The following is a 16376-nucleotide window of genomic DNA, read 5'->3' as shown; positions in this document are numbered from 1 at the left end:
GTGTGCAGTCGCCCCACGGGGTGCAGCTGAAAGGAACCGTGTTGTTGTCGTCGTATGACTACGTCATCATCGGAGGCGGAACCGGAGGGTGCGTGGTGGGCGGACGCCTCGCGCCCAGCGGCGCCAGTGTGTTGCTTCTGGAGGCCGGCCCCGTCGAGCCACCGGACGTGGTCTCGTCGCCGGATGCCTTTCCGCTGCAACTGATGGGCTCACAACTCGACTGGTGCTACCGGACCGTTCCCCAGTCGGGCACCGGTGACACCGAACATTTCGTGTCGGCCGGCCGTGTGCTGGGTGGATCCAGCTCCATCAACGCCATGGCACATATTCGTGGACACCGCGCCAACTACGACCGCTGGGCCGACTACGGTCTGACGGGCTGGAGTTATGACGATCTGTTGCCCCACTTCAAGCGCAGCGAGACAGCGACTTCAGGCGACGGGGACCTTCGCGGCTTGCGGGGGCCGCTGCGTGTGGGGCCCGTCGACTCGGGTACCGACGGAGCACCGGCTTTCCACGCCGGCGTTGTGGAAGCCGGATTCCCCGTCACCGCCGACATCAATGGACATGTCCAGGTGGGCGCGTTCCAATTCGACATGAACATCGTCGAGGGCCGCCGGCAGAGCGCCGCTGATGCTTATCTTGCTCCGCAACGACATAGAGCCAATCTGGACATCGTGGGCGGGGCCTTCGTCAGCAGGCTGGTAATCCGGGGTGATCGTTGCGTAGCAGTGGAATTCACCGTTGATGGCCGACACGAGTCCGTCAGCGTCGAGCGCGAGGTGATCCTGGCATGCGGGGCGATCGGATCACCGAAAGTGCTGCTTCTGTCGGGCATCGGCCCGGCGGCGCATCTTCACGACGTCGGGATCGAACCCGTAGTTGACCTGCCGGGTGTCGGAGAGAACCTTCAGGACCACATCCAGAGTCGGGTGGTGTACTCCTCGAGCAAGCCGATGCAGTCGTCGAGCAACGGCGTCTGTCGCACCGCGGCGCTTTTGCGAAGCGGCCATTTCGCCGATCCCGCCCCGGACGTGTTCGTGATGATGCTCGACTTCCCGGTGGGGCCGGTCTCCACGGAGACGGCGCTGGCTCCCCGGATGCCCGATCTGGGGTACACCCTCGCGTTCTCCCATCAGGCGCCGCCCGCCAGCCGCGGGTCGGTACGGCTCGCAGACCGCCACCACGATACGGCGCCGCTGGTCGATCCGTGCTTCTACACCAACACCGCCGATCTGGTGGCCATGGCCGAGTTTTTGGCAATCACCCGCCGCATCGGGGAGACCGAGGCATTCGCGCCGTGGCGGCTACAGGAGGTGCTGCCGGGCCCGAACGTCAACAGTGCCAGTGAAATTCATCGGTACCTGCGACAATCGACCGGTTCCTCGTTCCACCCGGTCGGAACGTGCCGAATGGGCACCGACGAGATGGCCGTCGTGGATGGTGAACTGAGGCTGCACGGTGTGCAGGGCCTGCGCGTGGTCGATGCCTCGGTGATGCCCGAAATCGTCGGCGTCAACACCAACGCCACCGTCGTTGCGATCGCCGAGCGCGCGGCCGAGCTCATCCAGTCCACCTGACGCCAGGACGGTCGCACGGCTAAAGGCCGCTCGCCGCCCTCATCTCCCGCAGGACGGCGACATCCTCTGCAATGAGTTCGTCGATTCGCTTGCTGAGAAGCGGTTTTGTCAGCGGCTTGGCACCGCAGCCCTCCAGGTCGTAGAGGTACTCGCCATCATCGACAACCCGGATGAACTGACCGATGGGTTTGTCATAGGCGTAGCTCCACTTCCACGCGGTGCGCCAGTCGCTTTGCACCCTGCCGTAGGCCGTCACCTGGTCTTCGCCGATGATGGTGTCGTAGGTCGACCGCCGTTGATCGGCGACGTGGACACTGCCGGCGTCGAACTGAGCCGAGCGCGGGCGCAGGTACTCGGGGCCCACCACCCGCTCATGTCGGCCAGGCTCGCCGAGCCGGACCGCATCGGAGATAGCCGCACCCAGGTCGTACGGCGAAACCGTGTAGAAGTCAACGACATCGGCGTCAGGTCGCTGCTCAGCGAAGAAGCCCTGTTCTGCGGCGCGAAATCCGATGGCCCGCACGCTGGGCGTGTCGTTGGGAATGTACTGAACATGACAAACCACTCGGATATCGGCGTCGCGGTAGGCGACCAAGCATCGCTGCAGATTGCTCAGATCACCGTAGTTGAACCGGTCCGGAATCGTCCTTGCGTACGAGTCGGCCTCATCAACCGTTGCAAATCGCGACGGGCCGCTAGCCATGAACGGGAACGGCAAGAACTGGCGACCGTGAAGCCGCCCGATGCACTCTAGATCCAGCAGGTCGAGGGACCCCACCTGACTGATCAGAACGCCACCCACGCGACTCTCACTCCTGTCTGATCACCGAACCAATAAAAACCCGGTGAACTGCGCTCTTGATCCGGCGGCCCGCCGGTGTTTCGTTGGGAATTGATGGACGCCAGCAGTTTCGGATACTCACGTCTGTCCCGCTGGCGTGGACCCGATCGTGTGGCGGTGCTGAGAGCAGCCGGCGTCATGCTTGAGCCCGCTGCTCGCTCGTGATTGGGCTCGGGCGCTGCGCAGGCCCCGTCCACCGCGACGGAGGTGCCACCGGCGTGGCGGGCGCCACCGGAACGGCGGGTGGTTCGGGATCAGAACCGTCGTCACCGATGACGGGAACAACGGCGTTGACCTCGCCCATGGCAAGCTCGCCGTTCCTCTTGCTCCGCAACGCTTTCGCTGCCTTGTGCTCTTTACCTTTGCCTTCTGCTCCGCGTTGCCCGCCGCCTCCGCCGCCGCCGGGCACGCCGCCGCCTGCCGATTGCTGAGCCGAGTTCGGCGCACCCGGCGTCCCTCCCATGCCAGCCGGGTTGAGGCCGGAGTGGTCGAGTTCTGGCAGTCGGCTTGTGCCGGCAATCGGTGCGCCCGCAGGCCCCGACAGACCGCTACCGCCGGCCCCGATCCGCGCAGCCGACCCCCCTCCGTCTGGCATGGAGGTCAAGCCCTTGGGTAGGGCGTCAAGATTCTGGGGTCCGAGGCCGGCTCCGCCGAGGCCTCCCTTGCCGGCCGAACCCAGTGCTTGTTGCAGCGCCTGACCGCCGGCGTCCAAGGGGCCCGTCAGGCCGTTTTGCCCTGGCGCTGAGGTGTTTTGGAGCGGATTGCTTCCGGGCGCATTGGGGTCGGGCAGACCGCTGGTCCCGCCGGGATCAGACCCAAGGTTGTTCACACCGCCCAGGCCGGACCCACCATTGCCGGTTGGGCCGAGGCCAGAACCCAAGTTGTACAGACCGCCGAGGCCAGATCCCCCCTTGCCGGGTCCGCCGAGGCCGGAACTCAGGTTGCTGAGACCGCTGAGGCCAGATCCGATGTTGCCGAGACCACCGAGGCCAGACGGGAAGTTACCGGAACCATCCTGACCGTTGCCGGATGGCCCGCCGCCGAGGTTCTGCAGCAGTTGACTCAAGTCGGTGGGCGACGGAACGTTGCCATCGGGCGACCCGGGATTGCTGCCGTCGGCCCCATCGCCGATCGGCGGGGTGTTGGGGCCGGGCAACTGCGATCCATCGCCCGGAATGCCGGTTCCCTCACCAATATTCGGCGGGGGCCCGTTCTGAAGGTCAAGATTCGTAGGTATGTTCCCGCCGCCACCGAGGTTTGGCACGGGGATGTCGCCGGGCGACGGTACCTGACCATTCCCGCCACCACCAAGACCGCCACCGAGGTTTGGCAGGGGGATGTCGCCGGGCGACGGTATCTGCCCATTCCCGCCACCACCAAGACCGCCATCGCCAAGGTTTGGTGGGGGAACGTCGCCGGAGGCTGACAGATTGTTACCACTGCCGTCGCCTCCACCGAGGTTGGGCGGCGGAATGTCATCGGGAGACGGCGTTTTGATCCCGTTGTTGTCACCACCTCCGAGGTTGGGCGGCGGAATGTCATCGGGAGACGGCGTCTTGTTGTTGTTGTTGCCGTCGCCACCACCGAGGTTCGGTAGGGGTGGCGGAGTTGGAGTGTTCTTGCCTCCGTTGCCGTCACCGTTGCCGTCGCCGCTGCCGTTGCCGTTGGTCGTGGCGGGCGGGATGGGGAAGTCCGGGGTACTTTTCGCGATTCCGTTGATCGCCGGCACGTAGACCTTCGCCATCAGCGATGCCGCAAAGTGGTTGTAGACCTGGTTGATTTCGTCGGCGTGAGCTTGGTAATAGTTGAGCGCGTCTTGATAGTGGTTCGGCTGCTGGCCATCGGGCCCCTCGATGTACCACTTCATCTGGAAGACCGTTTTGTCGAGCGCGAAAACCAGATGGCTCATCGCCGCCGCACCGGAATATATGGCGGTGGGGATGTTGAATGAACTATTGATATTGGCCCACGCGGCATCGGCGGTGTCGCCTTTCCACTTCCCGGACGCGTGCACGCTCTCGAGATTTTCCTTGAATGTGGTCAAGCCGTCCGAAACAGTCTGTGCGATGGTGTTCCACAGCGTCGGGTAGTCGTGGCCGAGGTTGCCGTCGGCGTCTTTGAAGGCCTGATGCAGATCCCAGTAACTGAGGCTGCCGGGATTTTCTGCAACCACGCCCGAGGGAGATTTTTTCGCATTCAGCGGGTCGAGATTGTTCAGATCGACTTCGGATTCGTTTTGCAGATCACTGTCGTCCCACCAACCGGGAACGAAATGCGTCCAGTCACTTTTCGATGTCGTGTCGGGTATCCACCCGTTGGAGGTGAATTTGGCGCGCCACTCCCAAGGCAAACCGTTGATCTGATCGGGAGACAGCTTCTGGACTTGCTGTTCGGTGAGGCCGCTCAGATCCAACTTGTTCAGCGTACCGCTGCTGAGACCACTGATCTGTTTATCTGTGAATTCACCGATTTGGTCGGGCCGAAAGTCACTCGCGTATTTGTCGATGTCGTCTTTCGACAGACTGACAATACGGTCTTGACCGAGGAAAGGGATCTTCCAATCCGCGAGGTCGTGAGCGTTGTTGAGGATGTAGGTGCCGTCGCCAAGCGGCGAGAGGTCGGGATTGTTGACGCCATCAGGGATCGGCGGATCGGCGTTGGCGATTTGTTCTGGCGTCAGCCCCATGGCACACGAACCTTCTTGCTAGCCGTTGTCGATGAGTCCTTTTGTGGACTTATGTACGAGTGTTTGGAACTCATCAAGAAATTTATAGTAATTTGCATGCAACATCATGATGCCGTCATTGCCGGAAATATCGAGTAAGAGGTGGCGCTTCGTTTCCTGCGCCGACGCCAAGGTGCCCGGATTGCCCATTCCGGTTACCAAATACATGAGGCCGCCCGCATTCTGGAGAACCTCCTTGAAATCGTCGATGTAGCCCAGATATTTTTTCGCCGTATCCGCATCCAAGACGAGGTCAGCGTGCTTTTGCAGGTCCTGTATCTCCTTGGTGAGATCGGCGATCGACGGTGTCGGTGGTGGGGTGGGCGAAGGGGGTGAATCGTCAGATGCCATGCGTATCCAATCGGTGAGGAGGTTGTGGCCGCCGAGCTGACTGAGCCAACGTACGGCCAATGAGCGACACGCCGCGACGCGCTGGCGGCGAGACCCTGGTGGCCGGCCGACCGGCGATCACGCTCGAGATCCTCGCATCAGTGCCAGCACCTTTCGCATATCGCATAATCGGCTCGCCGAGAAGGCCGCACCGTCGCCTCCTTCAGGCTCGACTGACTGTCTGAAATCACGGGATCCGCATGTGGCAGCGAAACCCGCTGGCGCAGTGAGGGGTTGGACGTTGCAAGTCGATGAACACCCTGGTTGGGTGCTGGAGCCGACCCACGCAGTCAGTGTATGGGCGTGCCGTGATGCGGGTATCGCGGCGCCCGTGCGAACTTTGGATGGCGATCTTTGATCCGATCAATACGGCGAGGTCGCTCGCCTGCGGCAGCCATCCGCTTGGTCGCCGCGCGCACCCCAATCGGAGGCTCTTGCGCAGCCAGGTTCACGACACTGTCCTCGGAGGGTCTCGTCGCGCGGCGTCCACACGCGTCGCATAACACCACGACGGCCGGTGGGCGCTGACTGGCCTCCACGGACCAGGTTGCCTCAGTTGAGGATTGGGCGGTAGGGCTGCCGCAGTGTCTGCGATCCGCGGCCAGACCGCTTGCGGCCCAGTGCGTTTCTATCCTGAAAGTGTGTCCGTTATTCCGATGGTTCTGGCTTTACGGCGGTCGCAGCCTTACGGAACGAGGGCAGATACGCCTTGCCGTAACTGACCAGGATCTGGTCGCCGGGACGAAGATTGGGCAGCCCGATCAGGGCTACAACGGACTCCGTGCGCGTCACACCTCGGTTGTCAGTCATTTTGACGTCGAAAGCGACGAACACGGAATTGATCCTGCTCTCGTCGTAGCCCCCCGCGTCCGGACGTAATGGCGTGTTGGCAAAAGCCACGCCGTTGGTGGCGCCCAAGCCGGAATAGGCCGCGGGCCGAGACCGACTGGTGGTCGAATCGATCAAGTAGTCCCCGAAGCTGGGATGAACGGCTTGAACCCGTCGCTCGTCGTCGACGCTGCGTAACAACGCCCCCATGTAGATGCCCAGAATGTGACCGTCGCGTCCGGTCACCTGATCGGGTTGTAGGTCGGCACGCACGAACAGGCCGTGCTGGCCGATCAGCACCCGTTCGTGCTCGAGCAACTCGTCGGCATCTGTCAGCTTTCGTGTCATGGTGCGCGTCGACAGGAAAGTAGGCTCCGGTGACGCGCCTGCACGTGAATTGCTGATCTGGCGCCGCAATTCTTCCTGCACTTCGGCTTGCAGGCTGGAAGTTACACGGCTACGGCTGAGCCCCAGACTCGTCGGGACGAAACGCGCCTTCACCTGTTCGACACGCACGTTGGCAGAAATGTTGCCGCGCTCATCGGCGAAGTGCGGATGCACCCGCCGCAGCGGATCGTCCGGATCGCGCAGCGGGAATATCAGGTCGTGTTCCGCGACTGGCTCCATGCGATGTCGAACAATCATCGAATGGAGTTGGCCCGCAGCGTCAACGACCGGCTCCCACTCCCACCTGTCGGCGTCAACGTCGAAGACCCGAGGCCGCTGCTCGACGAATGCCGAGCGCGCCTGATCGACGGGCGCATCGAGGCTCAGCGTGTTGGGTGGCCGCGAAACCGGCCCCAGCGGCGATGGCTCCCGCTTGGCGGGCAGCGACGAGAACGAAGGCCCGGCCGATTCGGCACCGTCGGGCGGCTGCGCCTCACGCGGATACGGGTAATAGGTCACGCCCGGCACCACCGTGTAGCGAGTCACCTGGCCGTCGTCGTGCTGGACCGACACCTCGTCGCCGGCAAATGTCACGCTCACCAGGGAGCCCCTCCGCTTCGGAGGAAAGTGAAAGATTCGTTCCTGGCCGTTGACGGCGTACCGCAAATTACCGTTACTGCTGATCGTTCTTGTCGACTTGCCGAACGGATCGATGTCGCCGACCTTCCAGACGTCGCGACCGGGTTCGTCCTGGAATTGGCCGAGAATCCTGTTACCGGCTGAAACGGTGATGAGCCCATCGGCGCTGTAGTGCGCTGTGACCTCCGTGACTTTCCATCTTGAGGGGAAGACGATCCGCTTGGATTGCCATCCTGGCGAGATAGTGAGCCCCCACCCAGGAGTGATGCGCCGTGTGGTGCTGGCAACCTCCCCGGGGTGGAGCCGTTGCTGAACTTCCCAGATCTCCTGCCGGTGCTGGAGATAATCCGGCATGGCCCCGAGGTGTCTCGCCAACCCGAGGGTGTACCAGGACCTCGGTGACAGCCACACAGCCGCGGCCTCGGTCCCGACGAGGTCCTTAGCGATCGAGTCACGGGCGCCCGGTCTTAATGGCTGTCTGAGCTGTATTTGCCTCTGCTCCAGGGCGAGAAGCATTCTCTTGACCTGCTCAGCAGTCAGGTCAAGGAACGGTTCGGGTTCCGTCGCCGCCTCGTCGGGCTGATTCTTGGGGCGTTTCGGCGCGGAGTCGGCTTTACTGGCGGGTCCAGGTCGTTTCGGAGCACGTTGCGTGGGAGCCGCATCGGCTTCGGCGTGGATGGCTGTCCCTCCGGCGGCTGTGTTGTTCGTTCTCGACGCGACGACATCCGTCAGCCGAGCGACCGGCAGGCCCTCCTGGACCGCGCCCCTCCCGGCGCTGTGCAGGCGGCCACTTCTGCGCGGGTGCGCGTGGTGCCCGTCCCCCGCGTGCGGGGCAGGTGCCATCGGCACAGGTGGTGTGACCCCTTGGGGCGCTATGCGTTCGGCACTGCTGGCGTTGTAATGATCGATGCCGTTGTAGAACACGGTCACAACCGGTCCATCTGCCGGTCCCACCACGGCGTACTCAACCGGTTCAACCCGCCGCGACCCTTGTTGGGGCACCACGATCCGCAGCCGCACCCCGAGCGTGTGAGCCACCAACGATGGGAACATCTCCCCTACGTCGGCATTCCAGGCATCCGCTTCTGGAACCCAACGCGCGAGCGCGCTGAGCAGACGCTGATAGTGCTGTGATGGCAACTCACGCTGGAGTGCCAGCCCAGCCGCCGCGTCCAGCATGCGCTCACGACGCCGGTCCGGTTCACCGCCGGCTATCCGTTGCACATCTTCGTCCCGCGCGCCCAGCTGCCGTAGCCGCGCGACCAGCACGTCCTCGACGACCTCGGACAGGTCCGAATGAATCACGCTGTACGCAGCAGAACGGTACTGACGCAGCGCATCCACCGGTAGGCCCTGACGGCCTCTTCGCAACACGTCGTTGAGGACCATATTTCTCAGCGCCGTGGCGGCGGCATGGAGGGCGGACTCTCCACGGTGTCGGTGTCGGGGTATGGCCTCCACGATCTGAGCCGGCCACAAGTGTCGCGGGGTACTTCCCAACACCGAATACAGCAGGCACCACCCATTGGCGGGAACCTCGACGGGCTCCAGCCCTTCGGCAACTGCCACAGGGTCGCGGTCGGTAGCCGGCTGTCGAGACTGAGATCCCGACGCCGTACCCGAACGACTCGGCGCATCTTCCGCGCTACCGCGGGGCGCGCCACCCCGCATCCGCACCCGGTCCAGCCCGTAAGCGATCAGCGTGAACAGCGCACCCGAGAGTTCCTCGCCGTGCGCATCAGTCGTCCGTGAATCATCCCGTTGCTCGAGCTCCCCATATGCCCGCGCGATCACCTCCTCGACGGGCCCCTTCTCGACACCGGCTCTTCGCAACCGCGCGCCGACAACGGACACCACATCCCGTGCCAGGCCAGGATTTGCAGTCCTCAACCGGTCCCACGCATCCGTCACCGATTGCACCGACCGTTCGGGACGAGATGACGGCTGGTCCGGACGAGTTGCCGTGTCCGAGACCCGACTGTGTGCCCGGGCTGTGTCGACGACGGACTGACGGAGCGCGAGGTCTTGTTGTCCCGACGGTGCGTCGCTGCTGTCGAGATGGCGGATGAGATCCGCCGGCAACGTTTCTGATTCGCCGATGCCGGCTCGGACGAGGCGGCCGTAGGCCACTCTGATGAGGTCGCCAAGTTCCTCGACGTCGGGGTATGTGCCCCGCAGCTCGGCGCCCACCGTAGCTTCGATCGACGCGCTGCTAGCGGGATCGCGCAGCGCCAGGGCGCTCCATTCGCCCAACGCTTCCCCGCGAATGGTGGCGATCAACGGCTGCGCGCGCGCCGAGAGGGGAACCCGACGACCTGCGACGGGCAGCCCCGCATCGACGTCGATCAGTTCGTGCTCGGTGACGTCGCCCAAACCGGGCTCCGCACGGACCATGGCCAGCAGCTCGGCGCGCCGATCGGCCGGCCAGTCGGCCACGCGTCCGGCAGGCGCCCACCGGCGCAGGGTGGCGATCAACGGCTGAGCTCGCGCGGTCAGGATCGTCCGGCGCACGGGAGGGGCGAGCCTACTGTCGGCATCGAGGACCTCGTCGCGTGTGACGTCGCCCAGCCCGGGTTGCGCCCGCACCAGGGTCAGCAGCTCCGCGCGCTGGGTGGCGGACCAGTCGGCCACCGCTGCGGCAGGAGGTCGGGAGGCGAGCGCATCGATGAGGCGCTGCTCGAGGCTCTCAAAGGTGTCGGCCGAGCCCTGCGTCGGCGCAGGTAGCGCCGCCCACGCCTCGGCGACCTCGTCAAACGTCAGCGATTGAAGCCCCGGATGGTTGTGCACCGCATCGAAAAGCCTGATCAGCTGTTCACTGAGTAACGACGTGAGCACATCGGCGCGCGCCTGCGGTTCGCGCAGCTGGTCGAACAGCGCCATCTGGTCGTAAGCCATTTGAATCTGCTGCGGGCTTGCCGATGCCCAGCCCCGCGTACGGTGAACCCTTTCGGTCAAATCGTTGAACTGTGTAACGGTCAGCGTCGCCGCAGGTGCGGATGCCGTCGGTCGGGGGATCGCTCCACCCAGCTGGTGGTGGAGTTGCTCGAGCGCCTGCGCGGATTCGGGGGCGAATGGTCGCTGCAGCAGCCGGCTCAGACCGTATTCGGCGACGAAAAGGACCGGGTTGACGATGGGGTCGCCGCCCAGCGCCCGCGTCACGGACTGCTGGGGTGGCTGCAGAGCCGTCCGGTCAAGATCGGTGAACGTGCGGGGCCGGCCTTGATAGTGCAACCAGTGCAGCAACTCGTGCAGCGTAGCGGCGAAACCCGAGTCCTCCAGCAGTGACGCCGTGGCGTAGCCGGTCAGGTCCCGCGCGCCGGTCAACGAGGTCAGGACCAAGTCGTTCGGTGCGAAGAAGCCGCCCATGCTGCTGTGGTCAACCACATCAGTGACGCTGGTGGGTCTGACCTCGAGTTCCCCGCCCCGGCCGACGCCGATGTCGAGCACCCTGTGATAGCGCGGCAAGTGCACATTGAGGCGCTCAGGTAGGACGTATCCGCTTTGGCGCAGCGTGCCCAAGGCGCGCTCGACGAGGCGTTGGCGCGGACCCGCGGTGTCATCGCCCGGCATTGAATAGATGTGGACCTCGACGCCGGACAGCGCCTGAACGTCGACGTGCCACGGCAGCTGAGGATTGTGATCCACGGTGGCCTGCAGGTCGGCCCGGCTCAGATAGGTTTCCAGCTCGGGGTAACTGCGTCGCGTGGTCGAGGTGAGCCCTTCGCGAATCGTCGCGTCCCCGATTCCGGCGGCCGCCACCCTGCCCTTGGACCGCACGTCGGCCAGTAGGCGATGCAAGAGAGCCTGCTCGTCGTGCAGGTAAGCGAGTACCGCCTCATCAGGGAGCCGACCGTCGCGGCGACGGGTGAATGCGGCGAGATGGCGCGGCGGACGTTCGCGCTCGGATACCGCTAGCCGCTGGACGGTGTCCTCCAGGTCGGGTGCTACCCCTTCGTAGCCCGTCGGTTCCGACGCAGTCACCGTGTCAAACCATCTCCAACCCCAGGCCTGCGTCGGGGTGTTGTCTTCTGTCGTCGACGGGCGGAACAGCAGGCGCTGTCCTTGCGGCACGACCACTGGTCGACCGGTGAGTTCTTCGACGCCGGCCAGTAGACGCCCGACCTGGCGGCCGTCGCCGGGGACGCCGCGCTGCAGTCGATCCAGGGTCTCCAGCACCGGCTGCGGCACCCTGACCTCGCCCGGCTGACCCTGCCGCCCGATGAGTGCCGTCACCTGCCGTTGCGCTTCGGTGAGCTCGGCGACCCCCACGTTGTCATGGGATCGCGTCCGGCTTACTCCCACCGACGTGGCCCGACCGGTGGGTGGTCCGCCCAGCGCCTGGTAGAGCCGATCGAGCTGCTTAGTCGTGGCCGCGGAGAAATGGCGCTCCATGAGCTGCGCCGTGGCGTACTCCGCCACGAACTTCGCCGGGTCCTGCGCAGCGAACTCGCTGACCGTGCCTGCGGCTTCTCGATCGGCGGCGTCGACGAACTGCGCACTCTCCAGGTCGGCAAACGTGCGTGGCCGCTGCTGGAAGTACAGCCAGCTCATCAGCTCGTGCACGGTGGCGGCCAAGCCCCACAGATCGACGTCGACCCGTATGCGGGTGTCGGGTGACTTCCAGGCAGTCGGTTGCACCGGTGGGCGCCGCATCGCCGCTGCGGTCATCACGAGATCGTGCGGAGGGTGGAAGTCCACGCCGGCCCAGCTGGTGACTACTCCCATCGCCTCAGTCCTCAGTGCCGACCCGTCGTCGTTGTATTCGACGGTCAAGGCGCGGTGGTAACGCAAGACGTGGACGTTGAGGCGCTCGGGCAGGCGGTACCCGGCGCTCTGCAGAAGATGTAGCGCGTCCTCGACGAGCACGGCCCGTGCAGGCGCGGTGTCATCGCCGGGCATCGAGTGGAACCGCACTGTCACTCCGGAGAGCTCGCGCTCCTCGATGTTCCATGGCAGCTGCGGGTTTCGGTCGGCGGATTCGATCCGTTCGGGTCGGCTCAAGTAGGTCTGAAGCTCCGGGAACTCGTCGGCGCGGTCGGGATCGCGTTCCAGCAGCTGTCGCAGCGCCGCGTCATCGATACCCTCGACGAACACTCCGGCGTCGGCGCGAGCTTGGGCCAATACCCTGTTCAACTCGGCCCTACGGACATTCAAGTAGTCCAGCACCGCCGCGTCGCTGAGCCGACCGTCGCCGCGACGGTCAAAACCCGTGAGGTGGCGCATCGAGGGATCGTCATATGCCGATTGCGCCGGTAGCTTCGCGCGTTCCACCCGGCCGGAGATGTCGTAGTCGATGCGTTCGTAGGCCGTCACCGGTTTGAGGCCGGCGACCTTGTCCACTGTGACGTTGGCTTTCTCGAACAAAATATTTGCGTTGGCCCACAAGCCCCCAGAAGACCGGTCCTCGGCGTCGGAGACTGGGATGGTCAACGGCCAGTCCGCTAGCTCAGGTGTCACGGCCGTGGATGCGATGTGACCCGGATCGGACGGTTGCTGCACCGCAGGGTCGGCCGAAGTCGGACCTTCCGGGGGTAGCCCGTGCAAGACGGTTCGTGGCGGGTATGACACCGATGCTGATTGCTGGCGCGCAGCCGCGATATCTCGCGACGAACCCGTGCTCCCGGTCAGCGTCGAGGGATCCGGGCGGGAAACGGTTTGTGCCGTCGGAACATTGGCCGCATTGGGTGTGGCGAAAACCGACCCGTCGCCGTGAAACGCGGTACCGACAAACCACGCCTGCACACGATTGTCCGCGCGGTCCAACCGTGGCGGCCACACATCGATGGTGTTGTGCTGCCCGTCAACGGCATACACGACATTGCCGTCGTAGACGGCGTTGAACGTGTGAGCGTGGCCGTCCTGGAAGCGGATCGCCACCACAGTGTGTGCGCCCGAACCTTGACTGATCAGGTAGTCGGCGATGCCGTCAGGGGTGTTGGGCACCAAAGGCAGCCCGGTGGCCAGGCCAACCTCGTCAGGACTCAGTTGTTCGCGCCCCGCCCGCTCGGCATCGGCCGAACCCACCAACCGTCGGAAAACCGCCAATGTCGCAGGGCCACAATTGATCAGGCCGGCTCCGTCCTCGGCATCGCGGGCGTCGCGGTTGATTTCACCGAGCCACCCACCGATATCCTCGATACCGGCACTGGTGTGCGGTATGGCGGCCAGCACCGGCCTATCGGACGGCGGAAGAGGCAACGGGCGTCGGTCGACACCGCCCGCCGGCTCGTGTTGGCGATCAGCGGGTACTTCGTGGGCACCCGTCGCTGGCTGATGGTCAGGGCCGAGCGTGACCGACGTACCCTGGCCGTGCTCATCGAGTTGTGCGGAAGCCGAATGCCGTGCCAAACGCTCATCCGCGGCTGCATGCTTGTGGCGGACGGCATCGGGCAACGGGCCGGCGGGCGCGTCGATCACGGGGGTGACGCGAGGGCCGCGGTGAACTCCTGGGACAGCGACGGGTTGCTCGATGCTGTCGGTCCGCGGCGCTGATGTCGGTGACAGTTCCCGGCGAGCTGTCAGCCGGGTCGCGATCAACCTCACCTGATGCCGGCGATCTCGCCACCGATCGAAAGGCGTAAGGCTATCGGCGATCTGCTTCACTTCGTCGTCGCTGACGTTCCGCGTCACCGGGTACCGCCTGATCATATGGGCGAGCTCGGTGATGTTGGGCTCCGGTGCTGCGATCGATCTCCGGCCGGATGCTCCGCCGAGGCGCTTGTCCAGTTCGTCGAGCTGGGCGGTCACTGCTGGGTCGTCCATGGTACGGCCCAGCAGTCGGCCTAGACGATATTCGACGACGAACTTGTGCGGATTGATCACGGCATCGCGACTGACTTGTCGCACTGTCGGCCTGACTTCATCCGTGAACTCTGTGAAAAGCAGGTCTGCGTACGTTTTTCGCGAACGATGAAAATGCGCCCACTGGAGCAGCTCGCCGAGCACCACCCCGAGACCGGGTTGCTCCATCATCGAGACCACGCTGGAGTCCGACTGAGTACTAGGGCCGAACGGATACGGAGACAGGATCAATGAAGAGAAGACGAGCGTTCCCGGGGCGGCGAATGACCCAATCTTGCCTTTGGCGAAGTCGCCATTGATGCTGTTGGCGGTGATCGTGAGCGCGGCTTGTCCGAACTCGTCTGTCGTGGGAGCGACGAGGAGCCGACGCGTGTACGGCCAGAGCAAGACCTGCAGCTGGCTGGGAAGCCGGTATCCGCCGTCGCGCAGCATCGTGACGGCCTGTGTGACGAGGTTTTTACGAGGAATAGCCAACGGATCGTTGGCTGAGAACGCGAACTTGACCCGCACTCCGGCGACGTCCTCTGTGGCTTCGCGTTGCCAGTCACCCGCCCCCGCATCGTTGTCGGGCTTGCCTGTTGCGCGGTAGGACAGCAATTCGGGGTAAGCGGCTCGATAGCGCTGCGGAGCCCGGTCATAGCGGGCCTTGAAGTCCTCGACCGTCAGACCGTCCTGGAGCTGCACTCCAGCGGTGAGGAAGGCTTGGCGCGCGTTGCCGGCAAACTCTTCCCGCAGGGTCGTCAGCAGGCGGTCAACCGCGCGATCGGCTAGGGTGCCGTCCTCGTCGCGGGCAATGTCGGTGAGAAAGCCGAACCTCTCATCTGCCAGTTCACGCGCCGACAAGTCACGCCGCACCACGACGTCGGTGAACTGTGGGCTGACCACCGCGTAGGCATGCCGACGCGCCGCCGCCGCCGATGGCACCGGCGCCACCCTGTACCACACGTAGACGTCGCGGGTGCCTTCGGCGCGGTTGGAGAACGGTGAGGCGCTTGTCCCGTTTCGGCGGTTGAGTACCGCATAGTCGATCTGGTCATCGATGAAGTCATCGAGTGCCGCACGCAGAGCCTGTCGCACCGCGTTGGCCCTTCTCAGGCCCGCAATACTGTGAGCACGGCGGCCTCCGCCCTCGATGGTCATCGTGATCGGGTGCCCAGCATGCACCAGGGCTCGAAGATGCTTGGCCAAATCCTCGACTTGCCGTCGATGGCTATCGGCCAGATCGTGCCGTTTCTCGGCGAATGTGAACGGACTGCTACCTTCCACGGCCTCGTTGGTGAGGCTCTCCGTGTCGGGCGGGCGCCGATACTGACCGGCATCGCTGCGCGACAGAGGCATCAGGGGTGACGGCTTGGAGCTGGCAGCCAAGGGCACATCGTCGGCGACGGCCGCCACTTCGTTGGCCGACAGCAGCGGTGTCGGGGCGTACACCTGCCAGTCGACGCCATCGACGTCGAACCGTGGGCCGAGATGTTCGGCAGGCCGCTCTGAGCGCCACGGCCCGACGTACCCTGTCTGGCCGTCGAGGGCCCACAACCGGACTCCGTCGAACATCATGTTGAAGCTGTGGCCGACCCTCGGTGAGTGATCGTCACCGCCGGTGAGCACGGCAGCCACCACCGTGTGCGCCCCAGGGCCCTGTCCGCGCACCAGCTGCTCGATGGCTCGTGGTGACAGACTCGCCCGGGCCATACCCACCGCTTGGCCCAACTGCGCCGCGCTCATCGAATCCAGTCCCGCACGAGCGAAACTCGGGCGGTCGTCCAGTCGATCGAAGACCGCCAATGACGTTTGCCCGCAATTGATGGCACGAGCTGCAAGATGATCGGGCTCGGGGTCCGCGCCGAAAACACCGTTGATGTCGGCCAGCCACGTTCTGATCTGGTCCACGGTGTGCTCGGTTCGGGGCAGATCCTGCGCGACGGACACGGCAGGATCCGAACCCGACGTCGATGCGAGGCCTTCGGCAACACCCCGGTTGTCGGCGTGGGCGGGCGACTCTTCGACGGGATCAACCGCTGCCGCCGCCGTGTCGGGTTCGCCGCGGTCGGCGACGATGGGCTGCTCGTCTGGGCTTATGCGCTGTGGCGAGCCGAGCGGGTCCTGCCTCACCGACGCTGGTGTGCCCGGATCGGCGTTGTCCCTGGCTTGCCGGCTGGTGGCGGGTTCGGATGTGCGTGGCGCC

5 protein-coding genes (1 of these 5 cut by a window edge) are annotated in these 16376 nt (G+C 64.8%); 1 reads left to right on the top strand and 4 read right to left on the bottom strand.

Annotated elements, in window-relative coordinates; genetic code table 11:
- Window positions 1-2 precede the first annotated feature (2 nt).
- The gene (locus C1A30_RS25920) at window positions 3-1580 is read left to right on the top strand and encodes a GMC family oxidoreductase (RefSeq protein ID WP_200828434.1); all 1578 of its coding nucleotides are present in this window, start codon (window positions 3-5) and stop codon (window positions 1578-1580) included.
- 19 nt (window positions 1581-1599) lie between these two features.
- Here the strand turns inward: C1A30_RS25920 and C1A30_RS25915 are convergent, their stop codons facing one another.
- From C1A30_RS25915 to C1A30_RS25900, 4 genes are all read right to left on the bottom strand, one after another.
- Window positions 1600-2283, bottom strand: a complete 684-nt coding sequence (locus tag C1A30_RS25915) for a hypothetical protein (RefSeq protein WP_142392667.1) — start codon at window positions 2281-2283, stop codon at window positions 1600-1602.
- A 274-nt stretch (window positions 2284-2557) separates the two neighbouring features.
- Entirely contained in the window at window positions 2558-5107 is a 2550-nt protein-coding gene (locus tag C1A30_RS25910) for a hypothetical protein (protein ID WP_101951173.1), read from the bottom strand.
- Window positions 5108-5125: 18 nt separating this feature from the next.
- A complete protein-coding gene (locus tag C1A30_RS25905; RefSeq protein ID WP_101951172.1) occupies window positions 5126-5497 on the bottom strand; it encodes a hypothetical protein in 372 nt (123 codons plus the stop codon).
- A gap of 687 nt (window positions 5498-6184) precedes the next feature.
- Window positions 6185-16376, bottom strand: partial view of a hypothetical protein gene (locus tag C1A30_RS25900; RefSeq protein ID WP_101951171.1) — the end only. 22097 nt of this gene lie beyond the right edge of the window; only the last 10192 of its 32289 coding nucleotides appear in the window; its start codon lies beyond the right edge, outside the window — the gene reads right to left on this strand; its stop codon occupies window positions 6185-6187.

Source organism: Mycobacterium sp. 3519A (assembly GCF_900240945.1).
Lineage (GTDB): Bacteria > Actinomycetota > Actinomycetes > Mycobacteriales > Mycobacteriaceae > Mycobacterium.
This window is presented reverse-complemented; position numbering and strand designations above follow the sequence as displayed.

Coding starts and splice junctions, on each gene's coding strand:
- C1A30_RS25915 (WP_142392667.1), bottom strand. CDS start 2,283: ATGGCTAGCGGCCCGTCGCGATTTGCAACGGTTGATGAGGCCGACTCG.
- C1A30_RS25905 (WP_101951172.1), bottom strand. CDS start 5,497: ATGGCATCTGACGATTCACCCCCTTCGCCCACCCCACCACCGACACCG.
- C1A30_RS25910 (WP_101951173.1), bottom strand. CDS start 5,107: ATGGGGCTGACGCCAGAACAAATCGCCAACGCCGATCCGCCGATCCCT.